This window comes from Bradyrhizobium shewense (assembly GCF_900094605.1).
Taxonomy (GTDB): domain Bacteria; phylum Pseudomonadota; class Alphaproteobacteria; order Rhizobiales; family Xanthobacteraceae; genus Bradyrhizobium; species Bradyrhizobium shewense.
Map to the genome: position 1 here is coordinate 646,970 of NZ_FMAI01000001.1, position 15,436 is coordinate 662,405.

Below are 15,436 nucleotides of genomic sequence, written 5' to 3' on the forward strand. Positions count from 1 at the left end.
GGTCGCGTTTTCCTCGACGATGGTGCCGCGGTGCATGAATTTGTAAGGCGTGATGCTTCGCGTGGCCGTCAGCTTGATCATGTGGGCGGGCGGCGCGGAACGTCCCTTTTGGCATGACCGGCATTTGAGCGAGGCTTCCAGCTTCCAGATCGGCGTATCGATGCCTACCGTGCCGGCGATATCGAGGCGATACTCGAAATGTACGCCGAAGATGCAATGGTCTACTGCGGTTGTGACGACTGACTATCACCGGCAGAGAAGGCCTCCGAGCAGACTGGGCCGCTCGTATGCGGAAACACCCCGCTGCCGAGCTGGACGATCTTTAGTCTTCGCACGGTGGGACATGATCTCGTACATCAGCGGGGAAAATGTAGTGAACGCGGTCTTGGCATTTAACGCTGCTGGAAAGATCAAGTCCTGAGCTGTGGTCCGCCAGGCCCAACTCATGCGTCATGTCGTCTTTGACGCGGTGCCTTTCAATGAGCGGCGCCGGCGACCATTTCATCCATATTCCGGTGCCAGACGCCAGTTCGCGGTGCGGATGCCCGGCTCGTCGACCCAGGCTTCCCTCGCGAACCACGCGTGATCGGTGCGGCAGATCGGACACCGGGTGCGGGAGAAAAACACCGCGCGGCGTCCAAAGCTCTCGCGATCAGTCTTGATGCCGGTGGGAATCGCGTGTCCGGTTTGTGGACATTTGACCATGACCATTCCCATGTTGCCCTCCCTTGCGATTTGTCTTTGTTGTAGTTTGCAGAAAAGTACCGGCCGGTTGGAATGCGCCTCTCGTCGTGCGGGGCCTAGAGGCATCGCGCACCTTGTTGGTCGAGCATGGGGCAGTGGGGCGTGCTCGCTCAGTTGGGCGTGTTCCAACCAGCCGGATCTGCTCTTCAAGCGAATCCGAGTGTGAAATTGAACGCGCTTTTAGCCGCCTGGGTGGAGGACCCTGGTGAAATGCTTCCTGATCGGCTCACCTGTTTCCGTCGCGACCTTCTGTGCAAGCGCCCATAATTCCCTGTTCTGGTCTGAGGCGGTGTCGAAAGCCTTGCGCGCGTGCGCCGCCGACAATGTATAGGCATCGGTCGCGGACTTGCTGCCGAAGAGATGGACGAAGAAATCGAGCGCAGAAGCGGCATTGGCGTTTGAGATTTCGAACACCTTGAGCCCGTAGTCGGTCGTGCATCTCGCATTGCTCGAATAGGTCTCACGCAGCGTCTGCGTCATCTCTTCCGATGCGGCCTTGATCTTCTCGCAGCCTTCCCGTGCGCGGGCGAGGCCCTGCTCGGCAAGCTCGCGCCCCACGCCGGGCAACACGACCTTCGAGAAATCCAACCATGGCATCCCGAAAACGTTCGTTCCGTTCGGCGGCAGTTTCGTTTGGCTTTCAGTCACGCAACATTTCCTTTCTCAAGCGAAAGCATTCCTCGCAACGCGCGCTTGCGTCACGAGAGCTCACGCTCTGTGTTCGATCAGATTTTGGATGAGCCTTGATCTAGCCCCGACCCGGCACGACTTTGTGCTGCGAGAAGCGGGAAGTCGGTTCGGTTTGTGACTCTCGCTCAAACTTTTTTTGGGATTGTCAACACAGACGAAGGTATGTCGGGGAGTAACGGTGCATAACAGGGATATCGCAAGGGGCGGGAAGTTCCTTCCTTAGCGCAAGCATTGCAAAGGAGCCCCGCGCTAGCTGAGTTGGGGTGCGCTACGTTTGCGCAAGAACGGACATCACGCGACGTTGCCGGCGATGGTAGCTCGCAAGCCTCAAGCCGCCTGCCCCGCGCTCCGGAATTGGAACCCCTATGGTGTTACCCATACGCATTTTGCAATTGTGCCACATAGCGCTTGAATCTAAGTCCTGAATGATGGCGTAAGACAAAACGTCGCCTCAGCGGCGCGTGTGTTCGGAGTTTTATTTTTGAAATTGAGAGCTTCCGCGGCTGAATTGGATTTCGGAGCGCGAAGCGTACGCGGTTTCAAACAAAGTTCGAGTTTGCCGTCCTATGCCGCTCGAAATGCGGTTCGCGGTGGGCTACGGTGACGCATCCCAGCGGAATTGGTAACCGACTTCTCGCAGCCCTACCGGTGGCAGATCTCGGTCTGCTAGCATCCGAGCTGGAGATGGTCGCGCTCGATCGCGACGCGGTCATCTCACGGACGGGGGACCAGACCGAGCACGTCCTCTTCCCTCATAGTGGGGCCATTTCGGTGATGATCGACATGGCGAACGGGCAGACGGTCGCCAGCGTTGCGATAGGGCGCGAGGGAGCAGTAGGCACCCTTTCCGTGCTGGGGCCGTCCCCTGCGGCCGTTACCGCCATCGTTCATGCCGCCGGCACCGCCTCGCGGATTCCCGTATCGCGATTCCACGCGGCTTTTAGCCGTAGCCCCGCGATCCGCCACGCTGTCCAGCTTCACTTCAAGGCGATGCTGATACAGCTACAAATCGGCGGAGCCTGCAATGCGCTGCATCCGGTCCAAGCCCGCATGGCACGCTGGCTGCTCCATCTTCACGACCGCGTCGACCACGACGTCCTCCCGCTCACCCAGGAGACGCTTTCGCAAATACTGGGTGTGCGACGGACGACGGTGACGCTCCTGATGCGCAATCTGCGTGCTTCCGGAGCGATCAGATCTGAACGGCGAGGCGAAATCGAGATCGACCCATCGCGGCTCGCAGCGGCGGCGTGCGAATGCCGCGACACCATGCGTCTCGAAGTCGACGATATCTTTTCTATCGATCCAGCCTGAACTCGCGTTTGGTTCTGCCGAGGCACATTTGACCGTGACGATGACCGGTTTAGCCCGAAGTGCCGACGCCAAAGCGAGAATAGACAGGCCAGAGGTCGACAAGCCGCGCGGGCTGTTGTCGTCGCAGCGTCTGACTATCTCTCCTCGGTCGGATGCACCCATTTGTAGGGCGTGATGCTTTGCGTTGCGGTCAGCTTGATCATGTGGACGGGCGGCGCGGAACGTCCCTTTCGGCATGACCGGCACTTGAGCGAGGCTTCCAGCTTCCAGATCGGCGTATCGCGGGGACGGCGGATTGCGTCGAGCGGCAGGCTCGCACGCGCCTTGCACCTGTTGCACTCGACCTCGAGCCAGCCCATGCCGCCGTTGAGGCATTGGCCGATCGTCGGCGAGGGCTGCGAGGGGCCGCCGTAACCTTCCATGCGTACCGACCAGGCTTCGGCTTCAGCGCGGTCGGCCTCGCGAACGGCCTTTTTGGCCTCTTCGCGTGCGTGCTTGGCCGAAATTTCCGCACCCAGAATCCGGCCGCTCCAGATGACCTCGCGTGATTTGGTGCTCATGCCGTCATCAAAGCTGCGCCCGATGGGGCTGGCAAATTATCGATCGCTAGTAGGTTGGATCCGCAATTCGATACTGCGGGTCGTGGGTGTGGAAAACTGACGCTGCAGATCCCCTCGCGAAGCCGCAGCACCCAAGGCTTAGCGTGGCACCGAAGGCTTGGCATGGCAGCAGCTGTCAGGCGACAGTAGGACGCAACTTCAAATCGTTTGCGCCGTTGAAGCCGCGCGTCTCGCGAGTTATCGATCCACGAAACCCGCCCTTCATCGGAGGAACGCATGAGCACCATCACCGGCGGCTGTCACTGCGGCGCAATCCGTTACGAGGTCGAGGGCGACGTGATCGTGCATGCGCTGTGCCATTGCCGCGATTGCCGGCTCCACGCCGGCGCTCCGATCGTCGGCTGGACGATGTATCCGGAGAGCGCTCTCAAGGTGACCAAGGGCGAGCCGAAGATCTACAATTCCTCGGAACATGGCCGGCGGCACTTTTGCGGCCATTGCGGCACCGGCCTGTTCTATATCAATGCCGACATGCTGCCAGGGGTCATCGACATCCAGAGCGCGACCTACGATGATCCCGAGGCCGTGCCGGCGACGATGCACATCCAGGTCGCCGAGCGGCTTCGCTGGATGGAGCATGCGCACGAACTGCCGACGTTCGAGCGCTATCCTCCCCAGCCGTAGCGGCGAGAGGCGATGCCGGCATAGCCTCGCATCAGCTCTTCGTGCTTGCGGTCTTGTCGAGCGCGGCACGCAGGCCATTCGCCAGCTTGATCGCGTCGTCGTTGGCCCAGAAGTGCATGAAGAACAGGCGCGGCTGCTCGTCCAGCATGTGGCTGTGCAGCGCCGTCACCTCGATGCCGTGCGTGCGCAGCGCCACGATGACCGGGTTCACCTCGTCGCTGGTCAGGACGAAATCGCCGGTGATGGCGGCCTTGCCTGCTCCGGTCGGCTGGAAGTTGATGGCGATCGCAACGCCCATCGCACCGACAGGGGTGAGCAGCATGCCGTCCTCCGTGATCGGGTCGCGCCGCTTGACGTTGAACTGGTAGACGCCGCCGTTGGCCTGCCCCTTGACGCCGATGACCTGATCGAGCTTTGCGGTGTCGAGGTCGATGGCAGGCGGCGGGCCCGCCGGCGCCGCGACCGTCAAGGGAGTCTTGCTTTCGGCCAGCGCATCATGGATCGCCGAGGCCAGCTTGACGGGATCGCCGTGTCCGGCGACGTGCATGTAAAACGTCGCCGGGCTCGCGCGCAGCAGATGATTGTGCACGGCGGTGATCTCCAGACCGCTCGCGATCATCTTCGCCATCACGGGATTGATCTCGGTCTCGAGGAGCACGAGGTCGCCCATGACCATGGCACCGCCGTGCGCGGGCTTGAACGCGAGCCAGCCGCCGAGCGCCAGCGCGGGCTTGATCGTCACCCCGTCCAAGGTCACGGTGAGATCGGTGCGGGGAAAGCCGTAGCGGTGGACATCATCCGCAACGGCGGGCTTGCGGCCCAGCGTCTCATCGACCTTCTTCCAGTCGGGATCCTGCGCATGAGCGCTCGCGATGAAGCAGGCACTGGCGCCGATCAGTGCCAAAATTGTCTTTCGCATTGACCTGCTCCCTAAGCTTGGATTTCAGCCGTTCAGTGTCTCACTTCTGCTCCTTGATCTGGCCGGTGCTGTCGACGACGAGCCGCACGTCCTTGCCGTTCTTCACGGCCTTTGCGGTCGTGCCCTCGGCGGTCGATTTGATGTCGCTGACCTGCGTGTAGCCGGCCGCCTGGATTTTGGCGACGACCTCCTCCTGTGTCAGAGCGCGTGCGCCCGGCAGCCCGCTGGCGATCGCCAGAAAGAGGATTGTGTGAAGGATGACCTTTGTCCGCATGACATTCTCCTGGCGTCTCCTGCCCCAGGTGAAGTCGTTCGGCGCGGCGCGACGAGATGATGCCAACGCGCTTCGGCGCGGCCGCCGCGCACGAGTGAAAAATCACGATTTGTCTGATGAGATTGGGAAATGATGACATGCTGCGCCCTTGGTGATCAGGACGCGATGCTTGGGCATGTCGCCTCGCGGGGAGATCGCAAATCCCCGTCGCAACGAATAGAAACCCGGGTGGCCCAGCTGTCAACCGGCGCATGGCCGAGGCGCGTCACGAAGAGTTCACTCGGAACGGAACTGCGCCAACCGGCATCTTGAAACGACCGGACGATCTCATTAGGGTTCGTCACGTGGGGACGAAGCAGACTCCCCGTGAGACCCCGGTCCAAGCTCTGCGCAGCACGCCAGTCGTGGAGCTTGCGCATGGACACCGAACGACACCCATCCCCCCGCCAAACACTCGCCATCCTCTCGCGCGGAGACGCTGCCGCGCGCCGCGATGCAACGCCGCAAAACAGCCGCTTCGTCCGCGTCTTCGAGACCCTCGCCGCCGTCGGCATCGACGCGCACCCCGTGATCTACGACGAGAGCTTTGCCGACGCAGTCCGCGATCAACTGCTCGCGGCCGAGGGCGTGCTAGTCTGGGTCGATCCGATCCACCAGGGCAAGACGCGCGCCGAGCTCGATGCCCTGTTGCGCGACGTCGCGGCGCGAGGTCCCTGGGTGAGCGCCCACCCCGACGTGATCCTGAAGATGGGCGTCAAGGAGGTGCTTTACCGAACGCGTCACCTCGGCTGGGGGACCGACACGCATCGCTATGACACCGCCGCGGCGTTCCGCGCCGAATTTCCCTCGCGCCTTCAGGCGGACGGCCCTCGCGTGCTCAAGCAAAATCGCGGCAATGGCGGCCAGGGCGTCTGGAAGGTCGAAGCGCTTCCGAACACGAACGAGACGGTTCGTGTACTCCATGCCCAGCGCGGAAGCCGGCCCGAGGACATCAGGTTCGACGACCTGGTGGCGCGCTGCGCGCCGTATTTCGGCTGGGGCGGCTGCATCATCGACCAGGCGTTTCAACCTCGCCTGCCCGACGGGATGATCCGCTGCTACATGAGCGGCGCCAGGGTCGCGGGCTTTGGGCACCAATTGATCAAGGCCCTGATCCCGCCGCCGCCGGAAGGCCCTGACGCGCCTGCGGCGCAGCCCGGACCGCGGATCATGCACGGCCCTGATGCCCCGCCGTTCCGGGCGCTGCGAAGGTCGATGGAGGATGAATGGACGCCGCAGATGATGGAAACGCTCGGCATCGATGCATTGTCACTGCCGGTGATCTGGGATGCGGATTTCCTGTACGGGCCGCGCGATGCGGCGGGCGCCGACACCTACGTGCTGTGCGAGATCAACGCCAGCTCCTGCTTTGCGATACCCGAGGAGGCGCCGGCGGCGATCGCACGAACGGTGACGCACCGCCTGCTGCGGAGCCAGGAGACACGGTCCGGCTGAGACAAGGCCCGGGAAGCCGGACGACGTCTCGCGATCCTATTCGGCCGCTTGCGGAGCGCGCATGCCGTTCTCCGTTTCAACGGCAGGCTGGTCGGCGAGCGCCGGTTGCTCGCCATCAGGCAGCCCCCGCCCCTTCACCAGCCCGAAGATCGCGGGGATCACGATCAGCGTCAGCAGTGTCGAGGAGATCATCCCGCCGATCATCGGCAGCGCGATGCGCTGCATGATCTCCGATCCGGCGCCGGTGCTCCACATGATCGGCAGCAGGCCCGCCATGATGGCGACCACCGTCATCATCTTGGGCCGGACACGCTCGACCGCGCCCACCATGATGGCGTCATGGAGATCGCGCCGGGTAAAGATGCCGCCCGCGGCACTGCGCCTGGCCTTCATCTCGGCCAGCGCGTGATCGAGGTAGATCAGCATCACGACGCCGGTCTCGGCGGCGACGCCTGCAAGCGCGATGAAGCCGACGGCGACGGCGACAGACAGGTTGAAGCCGAACCACCACATCATCCAGATGCCGCCGACCAGCGCAAACGGCAGCGACAGCATCACGATCAGCGTCTCGGTCAGCGCCCTGAAGTTCAGATACAGCAGCAGGAAGATGATCGTGAGCGTCACGGGCACGACGATCTTCAGGCGCGCCGCCGCGCGCTGGAGATATTCGTACTGGCCGCTCCAGACGACATAGGTGCCGGCTGGAAATGGGATGCTCTCCGTCACCGCGCGTTGCGCATCCGCGACGTAGCTGCCGATGTCGCGATCGCGGATGTCGACATAGATGTAGGTCGCCAGCTGGCCGTTCTCGGTCCGGATCGAGGTCGGCCCGCGCGCCGGCTCGACCTTCGCCACCTCGCCGAGCGGCACGGCGCCGCCCGCGGGCATCGGCACCAGGATATCGCCAGCGATCGCCTTGGGATTGTCGCGCAGATCACGCGGATAGCGCATGTTCACCGTGAAGCGCTGCCGTCCCTCCACGGTCGTCGTGACCGTCTGGCCGCCGAGCGCGGCGGCGATGGTGTCCTGAACGTCCTGGATCAGAATGCCGTAGCGGGCGAGCGCCTCGCGGTCCGGGACGATCTCGAGATAGTAGCCGCCGATGCCGCGCTCGGCGTAGGCCGACGACGTACCCGGGACGGACTTGATCACCCGCTCGACCTGCCGCGCCAGCCGGTCGATCTCGACGAGGTCGGTGCCCATGACCTTGACGCCGACAGGCGTGCGGATACCGGTGGAGAGCATGTCGATGCGCGCCTTGATCGGCATGGTCCAGGCGTTGGAGACGCCGGGAAACTGCAGCGCCTTGTCCATCTCCGCGATCAGACTGTCGATGGTGACGCCGGGCCGCCACTGCTCCTTCGGCTTCAGATTCACCACCGTCTCGAACATTTCGGTCGGCGCCGGATCGGTCGCGGTCGCCGCCCGTCCCGCCTTGCCGTAGACGGAGGCGACTTCGGGGAACGACTTGATGATGCGGTCCTGAATCTGCATCAGCTCGGCCGCCTTGGTCACGGAGATGCCGGGCAGCGTTGTCGGCATGTAGAGCAGCGTGCCCTCGTTCAGCGCCGGCATGAACTCGGTGCCGAGCTGCCGCGCCGGCCATGTCGTGACAGCAAGGACTGCGACCGAGGCCAGGATCACCAGCGTCTTGGCGCGAAGCACGCCCTTGATCACGGGCCGGTAGATCCAGATCAGGAAACGATTGATGACATTTTTGCTCTCCGGCACGATTCGGCCGCGGACGAAGATCACCATCAGCGCGGGCACAAGCGTGACGGACAAGAGGGCCGCAGCGGCCATCGAGAACGTCTTGGTGAACGCCAGCGGGCTGAACAGCCGCCCCTCCTGCGATTCCAGCGTGAAGATCGGCATGAACGACACGGTGATGATCAGCAGGCTGAAGAACAGCGCGGGGCCGACCTCGGACGCGGCATCGATCAGGACCTGAACACGGGACTGATCGGGCCTTGCCCGCTCGAGGTGCTTGTGGGCATTCTCGATCATGACGATCGCGGCATCCACCATGGCGCCGATCGCAATCGCGATGCCACCCAGGCTCATGATGTTGGAGCCGAGGCCGAGCAGCTTCATGGCGCCGAACGCCATCAGCACGCCGACCGGCAGCATCAGGATCGCGACCAGCGCGCTGCGGACGTGCAGCAGGAACACGATGCAGACCAGCGCGACGACGATGCTCTCCTCGAACAGCGTGTGCTTGAGTGTGTCGATGGCCGCGTAGATCAGGTTGGAGCGATCGTAGACCGGCACGATCTCGACCGATTTCGGCAGGCTGCTCGCGATCTCCTTGAAGCGCTTCTTGACGTTCTCGATGACGTCGAGCGCATTGACGCCGAAGCGCTGCAGCACGATGCCGCTTGCGACCTCGCCCTCGCCATTCAGCTCGGTGATGCCCCTGCGCTCGTCCGGTCCGAGCTCGACATTGGCGACGTCGCGGAGCAGCACCGGCGTGCCGTTGCTCGTCTTCAGCACGATGTTGCCGAGATCGTTGATGCTCTTGATGTAGCCCTTGCCGCGAATGACGTATTCGAACTCGGCGAGCTCGACGGTGCGTCCGCCGACGTCGGCGTTGCTGGCGCGGATCGCCTCACGAATTTTTTGCATGCTGATGCCGCGATCGCGCATCCGCTGCGGATCGAGCACCACGTTGTACTGCTTGACGAAGCCGCCGATGCTGGCGACCTCGGCGACGCCTTCGGCCTTGGCCAGTGCGAACTTCAGATTCCAGTCCTGGATCGTGCGGGTGTCCGCCAAGTTCAATTCCTTCGACAGAACCGCATACTGGTAGACCCAGCCGACGCCGGTGGCGTCGGGACCGATGGTCGGGGTGACGCCGGCGGGGAGCCGCGAAGCCGCGCCGTTCAAAAATTCCAGGACGCGCGAGCGCGCCCAATAGATGTCGGTGCCGTCCTCGAAGATCACGTAGACGAACGAGGCGCCGAAGAAGGAGAAGCCGCGCACCACTTTCGATTTCGGCACGGTCAGCATCGCCGTCGTCAAGGGATAGGTGACCTGGTCCTCGATCACCTGCGGCGCCTGACCGGGATATTCGGTGTAGACGATGACCTGGGTATCGGAGAGATCCGGGATCGCGTCCAGCGGCAGGTGAATCAGCGCATAGAGACCGGCGGCGGCCGCAAAGCCGGTGCCGAACAGCACCAGCAGCAAATTGCGCGCCGACCAGGCGATGATGCGGGCGATCATTTGTGCTCTCCCGTCGCATGGCCCGCATCGGACGCCTGAGGCGCTCCCTCCGCAAAACCCTTGAGCGCGGCCTTCAGATTGCTTTCCGCATCGATCAGGAAGTTGGCGGATGTGACCACCGCCTCGCCGTCGGCAAGCCCGTCCCGCACCTCGATGTAGCCGCCGCCGCGCCGGCCGAGCTTCACCTCACGCGGCTCGAAGCGCCCTTCCCCCTTGTCGACGAGAACGGCCTGCCGCGTGCCGGTGTCGAGTACCGAACTATCCTGGATCGCCAGCACGGGCGCGCTATCGGCCGTGTCGATCTCGGCATCGACATACATGTCCGGCAGCAGCGCGGCGTCGGGATTGGCGAGCTCGATCCTGACGCGGACCGTCCTTGTGTCGCGGTTCACCTGCGGATAGACCACGGCGATGTGGGCGCTGAAGATGCGGCCGGGAAAGCTCCGCGCGCGCACCGCCACCGATTGCCCCACCGCGACATTGCCGAGATCGCGCTCGGCGACGTCGGCCAACGCCCAGACCAGCGAGATGTCCGCGATCCGGAACAGCACGTCGCCGGGATTGGCGCGCATGCCTTCGATCGCGTTGCGCTCGAGCACGATGCCGTCGCGTGGCGCCGACCAATGCACGGTGACAGGCGCAACGCGCGTTCGCTCCATCTCGGCGATGACCTGCTCGGGCACGTCGAGATTGACCAGCCGCTGCCGCGAGCCGCGGCCGTACATCTCGACGCCGCCCACCGTCTTCGAGGTGATCGTTGCCAGATATTCCGCGGCGGCGGATGCCACCGCCGAACTGTAGATCTCCATCAGCGGTTGGCCCGCCTTCACGCGCGTGCCGGTGGTGACGTCTGCGACTTTCTGCACGAAGCTTTCGGCGCGCATCGCGATGACAGAGACGCGGCGCTCGTCGAGCTGGATCGTGCCGGGCGCCTTCACCGCGACGCGGATCGCGCGCCGCCGGGCGGGCTCGGACTTGACGCCGCTGCGCTGGATTTTGCCCGGCGACAGCTTCACCGTGCCGTCGTCGACCTCGTCACCTTCGTAGACGGGGACGTAGTTCATCCCCATCGGGTCCTTCTTCGGCACCGGCGAGGTGTCGGGCAGGCCCATGGGATTGCGGTAGTAGAGGATTTTTCGCGATGAAGCCGCCTGCGGTGGCTTTGGTGCCACTGCAGTCACCTGATCGTCCTCGTAGACCGGCAGATAATCCCGGCCGCGGTCGTCCTGCTTCGGACCAGCGGACCAGAGCGGCGCGTCGCTGGGATCGCGATAGTAGAGCGGAGTCCGATCCGCCCGGGCCGGAGCCGGGGTCGCCTCGGCATGAACGGACCAGCGCCCGTCGTGCGAGGACCAGTACGCGCCCATAGCCAAGCCACCGGCCAGCGCGAGAGTTGTCAGGAGACGTAGCGTCTTCATGGTGTGCCTTCGCGCGCCCGGCGCGCATCCATGTGAATGGGACAGAGAAGTTCGGACGCCGCGGGCGGCGTCCGCACGCTCACTTGGTCGCCGTGACGATCACCTTGCCGGTGACGGTCTCCACCTCGCCCTGCACCTTGGCCGACAGCGTGACCTGGTAGCGGCCGGCCATCGGCAGATCCGTGCGGAAGGCATAGACGCCCGGCTCCTTCGACGGCAGCGGCGCCACCGCCGATTCCATCTCGGCCATTCCGTCCGGGGCCATGTCGACACGGGTCTTGAAGATGACGGCGTCCGCCACCGGATTGCCGGTCTGCTTGTTGGTCAGGCGAACCGATAGCGTGACGTCGTCGCCCTTCTTCATTTGCGCAGTGACGGGCTCGAAGGCGTAGTCGCCGGCGCCCGCCATCGCCGCGGAGGCGGCAAGCGAAAGGGTGGCGGCGAGCGCCGCGGTGGTGAATTTGGAAAGCATTGTCCTGTCCTCATGATCTGATCTTTCGCCGTGGCGCATGGCGCGCACACGTCAGTCGTCGTCGCGCGCAAACGTGCTGCGCGCGTTCGGCTGTTGCGAGATCAGATTCGAGGAGGTCGGAAGGGAGGACTGCTGCCGCGGGCGGAGACGACCTGATCCTCAGGGATGGCGATCGTGCTCACCGCTACGGCGAAATGCCCGAAGACGACGGGCCTGATGGCATCGAGCGCGATGGTGCCGCCGACGCAGCAGAAGCCCATCCCGCATTTGTAGCCGCCGGTCTGCGAGGGCGTCCCCTTCATGTCGGGGCAGCAATCGTCCATCGCCATCCCGGCGTCGCTGTCCATTTGCATAGTCGCCGGCATATCGTCCGACGACATGGCAAGACCGGATGCGGACGCGCCAACGGGCAGCATCGCCAGGGATATGGCGATTGCGAATGCCAGAATGGTACGAACGAGGCGCATCTTTATTGAGTTACCTTATCAAGGTCGCAGCGTATCCCTCGTAGCATATCCCAGTGCCGGTGGCGCTTGTTGATCCGGATCAAGCATTCGTGACCAGGGGCCGGCCGGTACCGACCCTGCCGCCGGCCCGGGTCAGATCTTCGGGATCTTCGCGCGCTCGACCACGCCGGTCCATTTGGCGATCTCGGTCCCGATCAGCTTCTTCATCTCTTCCGGCGAGCTGCCGCGGACCTCGCCGCCGACGGCGGTCTCCAGACGCTGCCTGAGCTCGGGATCCCCGAGCGCCTCCAGCGTCGCGGCGTTGAGCGCCGCGATGATGGCAGGCGGCGTTCCCTTGGGCGCCAAGAGGCCGGCCCAGGTGCGCACGTCATAGCCTTTGATGCCGGCTTCCTGAGCCGTCGGTACATCTGGCAGCAGCGCCGTGCGCGTCGGCGAGGTCACCGCCAGGCCCCGAATCGCGCCACTCTGGATCTGCGGGGCGAGCAAGACGGGCGTACCGACGATGACGGGAACGTCGCCGCCGAGCAGTGCGGTGACGGATTGGGAATCGCCGCGATACGGCACGTGCACGATCTCGATGCCGGCGGTGGCGTTGAGCAACTCTCCCGCAAGATGATGCGTGCTGCCGAAACCAACCGATCCGAAGCTGAGTGAACCAGGCTTTGCCTTGGCCAGGGCGATGAGCTCACCCAGCGATTTTGCGGGGTAGTCGCTGCGCACGGCGATGACGAGCGCGTAGTAGACCAGCGTCGAAATCATCTCGAAGCTTTCGGCCGGCTGATAGGCGAGACTCTTGTAGGTCGCCGCGGAAATCGCGTGCGCGCCGGTGACGAGGCCGAGCGTATAACCGTCGGGCGCCGCCTTGGCGACCGCGTCCGCCGCGATGTTGCCGCCGGCACCCGGCTTGGCCTCGACGATGATCGGCTGCCCGAGCTTCTTCGACAGCCCGTCGGCGATGATGCGCGACAGCGTGTCGGCGGCGCCGCCGGCAGCAAAGCCATGCAGCAGGCGGATCGGACGCGACGGATAATTGTCCGCCCATGCAGGGCCGGTCACCAGACAACCGCCGAGAAAAACGCCAAGAAAAACGCCGAGCAGAAAAATGGCCGCAGCAAGCCGCTTCATCCCTCGCATGGATGCTTCTCCCTCAATTGTTATGTCGTTGGCCGCAACGCGCGCGGCGTCGTTCAGGTCGAACCGAATTCGCTAGCGCGCAAACTCCGTGCATTCGGGCGATGGCGGCATGCCCCAGACGTCGCGCGGCTGCCCGACCCAGACTTTTGGCCGCTGCGGACGATCGCGATGCCAGGGCCGCGGCTCGAAATAGCCGAGCTCCTCGTCCACGATCCGGTCGAGGTCATGAAACAACTCGACCAGATGCCCTTCGGGATTGCGGTGATAGATCGCAGTGTTGTGGCCGGGGCCGTGACGCACCGGTCCCCAGAGCACCGGGAGCTTGTGGCGCGCGAGATGATCGCAGGCCCGATGCATATGCTCGGGACCCCGCAGCTCGAACGCAAAATGATGCAGACCGCGGCCAGGCGCGAGCGCGAAATTCAACGTGTGATGCTCGAAGCCGCTGCGCATGAAGACAAAGCGGTCCTCGATCCAGTCGGAGACTCGCAGGCCCATCACGTTCGCGTAAAACTCCGAAGCAGCTTTCGGATCGGGCGTGCGAAGGGCGACATGGCCGAGCTTGGCGACAGCGAGCCCGCCGATCCGCTCCTGCGCGGGCGTCGGCGTCCAGCCCTGGATCAGCTCGAAACGCGTCCCTTCGGGATCGCTAAACGACAGCAGCCGGGAAACGCCAGGCAGAGGATCGCTCCGAAGCTCGGGCCGCAGATCCGCCTGCTTCAGCGCGGCGCCCAGCGCCTCGATCGGGACCTCCGGGGAGATCTCAAAGGCGATGCTGCTAAGTAGCGCATCGCCGGGCTCGATCACGAGCGAGAGCTGCTCGGACTCGCTGGCGAGGAAAATGCGATCTCCATCGCGGGCCACGAGGCCAAGTCCGATCACGCCGCGATAATAGTCGAGCAGCCGCTCCGGATCGGGCGAGGTGAAGGTCGCGTGTCGCAGCCGGGTGAAGCGTGCAATGGGTGCTTGTGTCATCGTGCGGTCCATCCCCTCATGGAATCATGATGATCTTGCCGAGCGCGGAGCCCTGCTCGAGCAGCGTATGGGCCTTCCTGACCTCGTCGAGCTTCAGCACTGCCGAGATCGCCGGCTTGATCGAATTGCGGCTCAAGGCCTCGATCACGCTGCGCATCAGGGCACGGCGTCCGTCGCGATCGTGGTCGTAGATGTGGAAGGAGAAGCAGCGTATCGCCGGACAGATGTCGAGATGATCGCGCATCGCCGCCATCAGATTTTCTTTCGGCAAACCGGCGAAAGCGTTGTAGGACAGCAGCGTGCCCCATTTGCCGAGCGCGCCGAGATAGGTGGTGAACTCGGGCCCGCAGACGTGATCGAGCACGACGCCGACGCCCTCGCCATCAGTCAGCTCGCGCGTGCGCGCCACGACATCCTCGCTCCGGTAGAAGATGACGTGATCGGCGCCGTTCGCCTTGGCGAACGCGGCTTTCTCTTCGGTGGAGACGGTGCCGATGACGGTCATGCCAGCAAGCTTGGCCAGTTGCACCAGCGCGGTGCCGACGCCGCCGGCCGCGCCGATCACCAGCACGCTTCCGGGCGCGCGCGGATGGCGGCACTCGTGCAGCAGCGCGTAGGCGACCTGGTAGTTCGACAGGCACACGGCCGCCTGCAGATCGACATTGTCGGGCAGCGCGTGAACGGCATCCGCGGGCGCGACCACGTAATCGGCGTAGCAGCCGCCGCGCTGGGACAGATCGCGCGCGCTGAGCAGCACCTTCTGGCCGAGGGAAAACCCCTCGACGCCGGACCCGAGCGCAGAAATGCGCCCCGCAACATCGTTGCCGGGATTGGCCGGCAGCGGCGGCATCCATTTGTAGACGCCGCGCCGGATCAGCACGTCGGGTTGACCGACCCCGAACGCCTCGGCCCGGATTTGCACCTGGCCGGCTCCGGGCACAGGCTCCGGAAGCTCGACCACCTCAAGTGCATCCGGCCCACCCGGCTGACGCACCAGCACCGCCCTCATGACTTCACGTGCTCCCTAGACCATATTTTCGAAAATCATACCGTTTACGAAAATTAT

Annotated in this window: 15 protein-coding genes; 3 read left to right on the plus strand and 12 right to left on the minus strand. The window is 64.1% G+C overall.

Annotation, left to right across the window (positions count from 1 at the left end; translation table 11 throughout):
- Nucleotides 1-501: 501 nt before the first annotated feature.
- Nucleotides 502-717 carry a hypothetical protein gene (locus GA0061098_RS02755; protein WP_091953148.1) on the minus strand — a complete coding sequence of 72 codons (216 nt, stop codon included), beginning with the start codon at nt 715-717 and terminating at the stop codon, nt 502-504.
- Between the two features lie 207 nt (nt 718-924).
- Nucleotides 925-1,392 carry a phasin family protein gene (locus tag GA0061098_RS02760; protein ID WP_245323141.1) on the minus strand — a complete coding sequence of 156 codons (468 nt, stop codon included), beginning with the start codon at nt 1,390-1,392 and terminating at the stop codon, nt 925-927.
- Nucleotides 1,393-2,034: 642 nt separating this feature from the next.
- Between GA0061098_RS02760 and GA0061098_RS02765 the strand changes: the two genes are divergently transcribed.
- Complete coding sequence (locus tag GA0061098_RS02765; protein WP_091953153.1) at nt 2,035-2,748, plus strand: Crp/Fnr family transcriptional regulator; 714 nt, start codon at nt 2,035-2,037, stop codon at nt 2,746-2,748.
- Between the two features lie 134 nt (nt 2,749-2,882).
- Here the strand turns inward: GA0061098_RS02765 and GA0061098_RS02770 are convergent, their stop codons facing one another.
- The gene (locus tag GA0061098_RS02770; protein ID WP_091953155.1) at nt 2,883-3,308 is read right to left on the minus strand and encodes a hypothetical protein; all 426 of its coding nucleotides are present in this window, start codon (nt 3,306-3,308) and stop codon (nt 2,883-2,885) included.
- 276 nt (nt 3,309-3,584) lie between these two features.
- Between GA0061098_RS02770 and GA0061098_RS02775 the strand changes: the two genes are divergently transcribed.
- Nucleotides 3,585-3,992: a GFA family protein gene (locus tag GA0061098_RS02775; protein WP_091953158.1), complete on the plus strand. Its 408-nt coding sequence runs from the start codon at nt 3,585-3,587 to the stop codon at nt 3,990-3,992.
- 31 nt (nt 3,993-4,023) lie between these two features.
- Here the strand turns inward: GA0061098_RS02775 and GA0061098_RS02780 are convergent, their stop codons facing one another.
- Both GA0061098_RS02780 and GA0061098_RS02785 read right to left on the minus strand, forming a co-directional pair.
- Complete coding sequence (locus GA0061098_RS02780) at nt 4,024-4,911, minus strand: DUF1259 domain-containing protein (RefSeq protein WP_091953161.1); 888 nt, start codon at nt 4,909-4,911, stop codon at nt 4,024-4,026.
- A 40-nt stretch (nt 4,912-4,951) separates the two neighbouring features.
- Nucleotides 4,952-5,185, minus strand: a complete 234-nt coding sequence (locus GA0061098_RS02785) for a PepSY domain-containing protein (RefSeq protein WP_091953163.1) — start codon at nt 5,183-5,185, stop codon at nt 4,952-4,954.
- Between the two features lie 417 nt (nt 5,186-5,602).
- Here GA0061098_RS02785 and GA0061098_RS02790 point away from each other — a divergent pair, with 417 nt between their 5' ends.
- Entirely contained in the window at nt 5,603-6,679 is a 1,077-nt protein-coding gene (locus GA0061098_RS02790) for a Cj0069 family protein (RefSeq protein ID WP_091953165.1), read from the plus strand.
- Between the two features lie 36 nt (nt 6,680-6,715).
- Here GA0061098_RS02790 and GA0061098_RS02795 read toward each other — a convergent pair whose 3' ends face one another.
- The 7 genes from GA0061098_RS02795 to GA0061098_RS02825 form a co-directional block, all read right to left on the minus strand.
- Nucleotides 6,716-9,904, minus strand: a complete 3,189-nt coding sequence (locus tag GA0061098_RS02795) for an efflux RND transporter permease subunit (RefSeq protein ID WP_091953167.1) — start codon at nt 9,902-9,904, stop codon at nt 6,716-6,718.
- Entirely contained in the window at nt 9,901-11,322 is a 1,422-nt protein-coding gene (locus GA0061098_RS02800; RefSeq protein ID WP_091953169.1) for an efflux RND transporter periplasmic adaptor subunit, read from the minus strand. The genes GA0061098_RS02795 and GA0061098_RS02800 overlap by 4 nt, the downstream gene beginning before the upstream one ends.
- A gap of 79 nt (nt 11,323-11,401) precedes the next feature.
- Entirely contained in the window at nt 11,402-11,794 is a 393-nt protein-coding gene (locus GA0061098_RS02805; RefSeq protein ID WP_091953171.1) for a FixH family protein, read from the minus strand.
- Between the two features lie 101 nt (nt 11,795-11,895).
- The gene (locus GA0061098_RS02810; RefSeq protein WP_091953173.1) at nt 11,896-12,261 is read right to left on the minus strand and encodes a hypothetical protein; all 366 of its coding nucleotides are present in this window, start codon (nt 12,259-12,261) and stop codon (nt 11,896-11,898) included.
- Nucleotides 12,262-12,393: 132 nt separating this feature from the next.
- Nucleotides 12,394-13,395, minus strand: a complete 1,002-nt coding sequence (locus GA0061098_RS02815) for a tripartite tricarboxylate transporter substrate binding protein (RefSeq protein WP_091953175.1) — start codon at nt 13,393-13,395, stop codon at nt 12,394-12,396.
- A gap of 72 nt (nt 13,396-13,467) precedes the next feature.
- Nucleotides 13,468-14,370 (minus strand): VOC family protein, encoded by a 903-nt coding sequence (locus GA0061098_RS02820; protein ID WP_091953922.1) that lies wholly within the window; start codon nt 14,368-14,370, stop codon nt 13,468-13,470.
- Nucleotides 14,371-14,386: 16 nt separating this feature from the next.
- The gene (locus GA0061098_RS02825) at nt 14,387-15,379 is read right to left on the minus strand and encodes a zinc-dependent alcohol dehydrogenase family protein (RefSeq protein ID WP_091953177.1); all 993 of its coding nucleotides are present in this window, start codon (nt 15,377-15,379) and stop codon (nt 14,387-14,389) included.
- Between the last annotated feature and the right edge of the window lie 57 nt (nt 15,380-15,436).

What these genes read in the sequence shown, in the direction of transcription:
- GA0061098_RS02810 (WP_091953173.1), bottom strand. Translation starts at nt 12,261, where the DNA reads ATGCGCCTCGTTCGTACCATTCTGGCATTCGCAATCGCCATATCCCTG.
- GA0061098_RS02770 (WP_091953155.1), bottom strand. Translation starts at nt 3,308, where the DNA reads ATGAGCACCAAATCACGCGAGGTCATCTGGAGCGGCCGGATTCTGGGT.
- GA0061098_RS02780 (WP_091953161.1), bottom strand. Translation starts at nt 4,911, where the DNA reads ATGCGAAAGACAATTTTGGCACTGATCGGCGCCAGTGCCTGCTTCATC.
- GA0061098_RS02815 (WP_091953175.1), bottom strand. Translation starts at nt 13,395, where the DNA reads ATGCGAGGGATGAAGCGGCTTGCTGCGGCCATTTTTCTGCTCGGCGTT.
- GA0061098_RS02800 (WP_091953169.1), bottom strand. Translation starts at nt 11,322, where the DNA reads ATGAAGACGCTACGTCTCCTGACAACTCTCGCGCTGGCCGGTGGCTTG.
- GA0061098_RS02755 (WP_091953148.1), bottom strand. Translation starts at nt 717, where the DNA reads ATGGGAATGGTCATGGTCAAATGTCCACAAACCGGACACGCGATTCCC.
- GA0061098_RS02820 (WP_091953922.1), bottom strand. Translation starts at nt 14,370, where the DNA reads ATGACACAAGCACCCATTGCACGCTTCACCCGGCTGCGACACGCGACC.
- GA0061098_RS02775 (WP_091953158.1), top strand. Translation starts at nt 3,585, where the DNA reads ATGAGCACCATCACCGGCGGCTGTCACTGCGGCGCAATCCGTTACGAG.
- GA0061098_RS02790 (WP_091953165.1), top strand. Translation starts at nt 5,603, where the DNA reads ATGGACACCGAACGACACCCATCCCCCCGCCAAACACTCGCCATCCTC.
- GA0061098_RS02795 (WP_091953167.1), bottom strand. Translation starts at nt 9,904, where the DNA reads ATGATCGCCCGCATCATCGCCTGGTCGGCGCGCAATTTGCTGCTGGTG.
- GA0061098_RS02785 (WP_091953163.1), bottom strand. Translation starts at nt 5,185, where the DNA reads ATGCGGACAAAGGTCATCCTTCACACAATCCTCTTTCTGGCGATCGCC.
- GA0061098_RS02805 (WP_091953171.1), bottom strand. Translation starts at nt 11,794, where the DNA reads ATGCTTTCCAAATTCACCACCGCGGCGCTCGCCGCCACCCTTTCGCTT.
- GA0061098_RS02825 (WP_091953177.1), bottom strand. Translation starts at nt 15,379, where the DNA reads ATGAGGGCGGTGCTGGTGCGTCAGCCGGGTGGGCCGGATGCACTTGAG.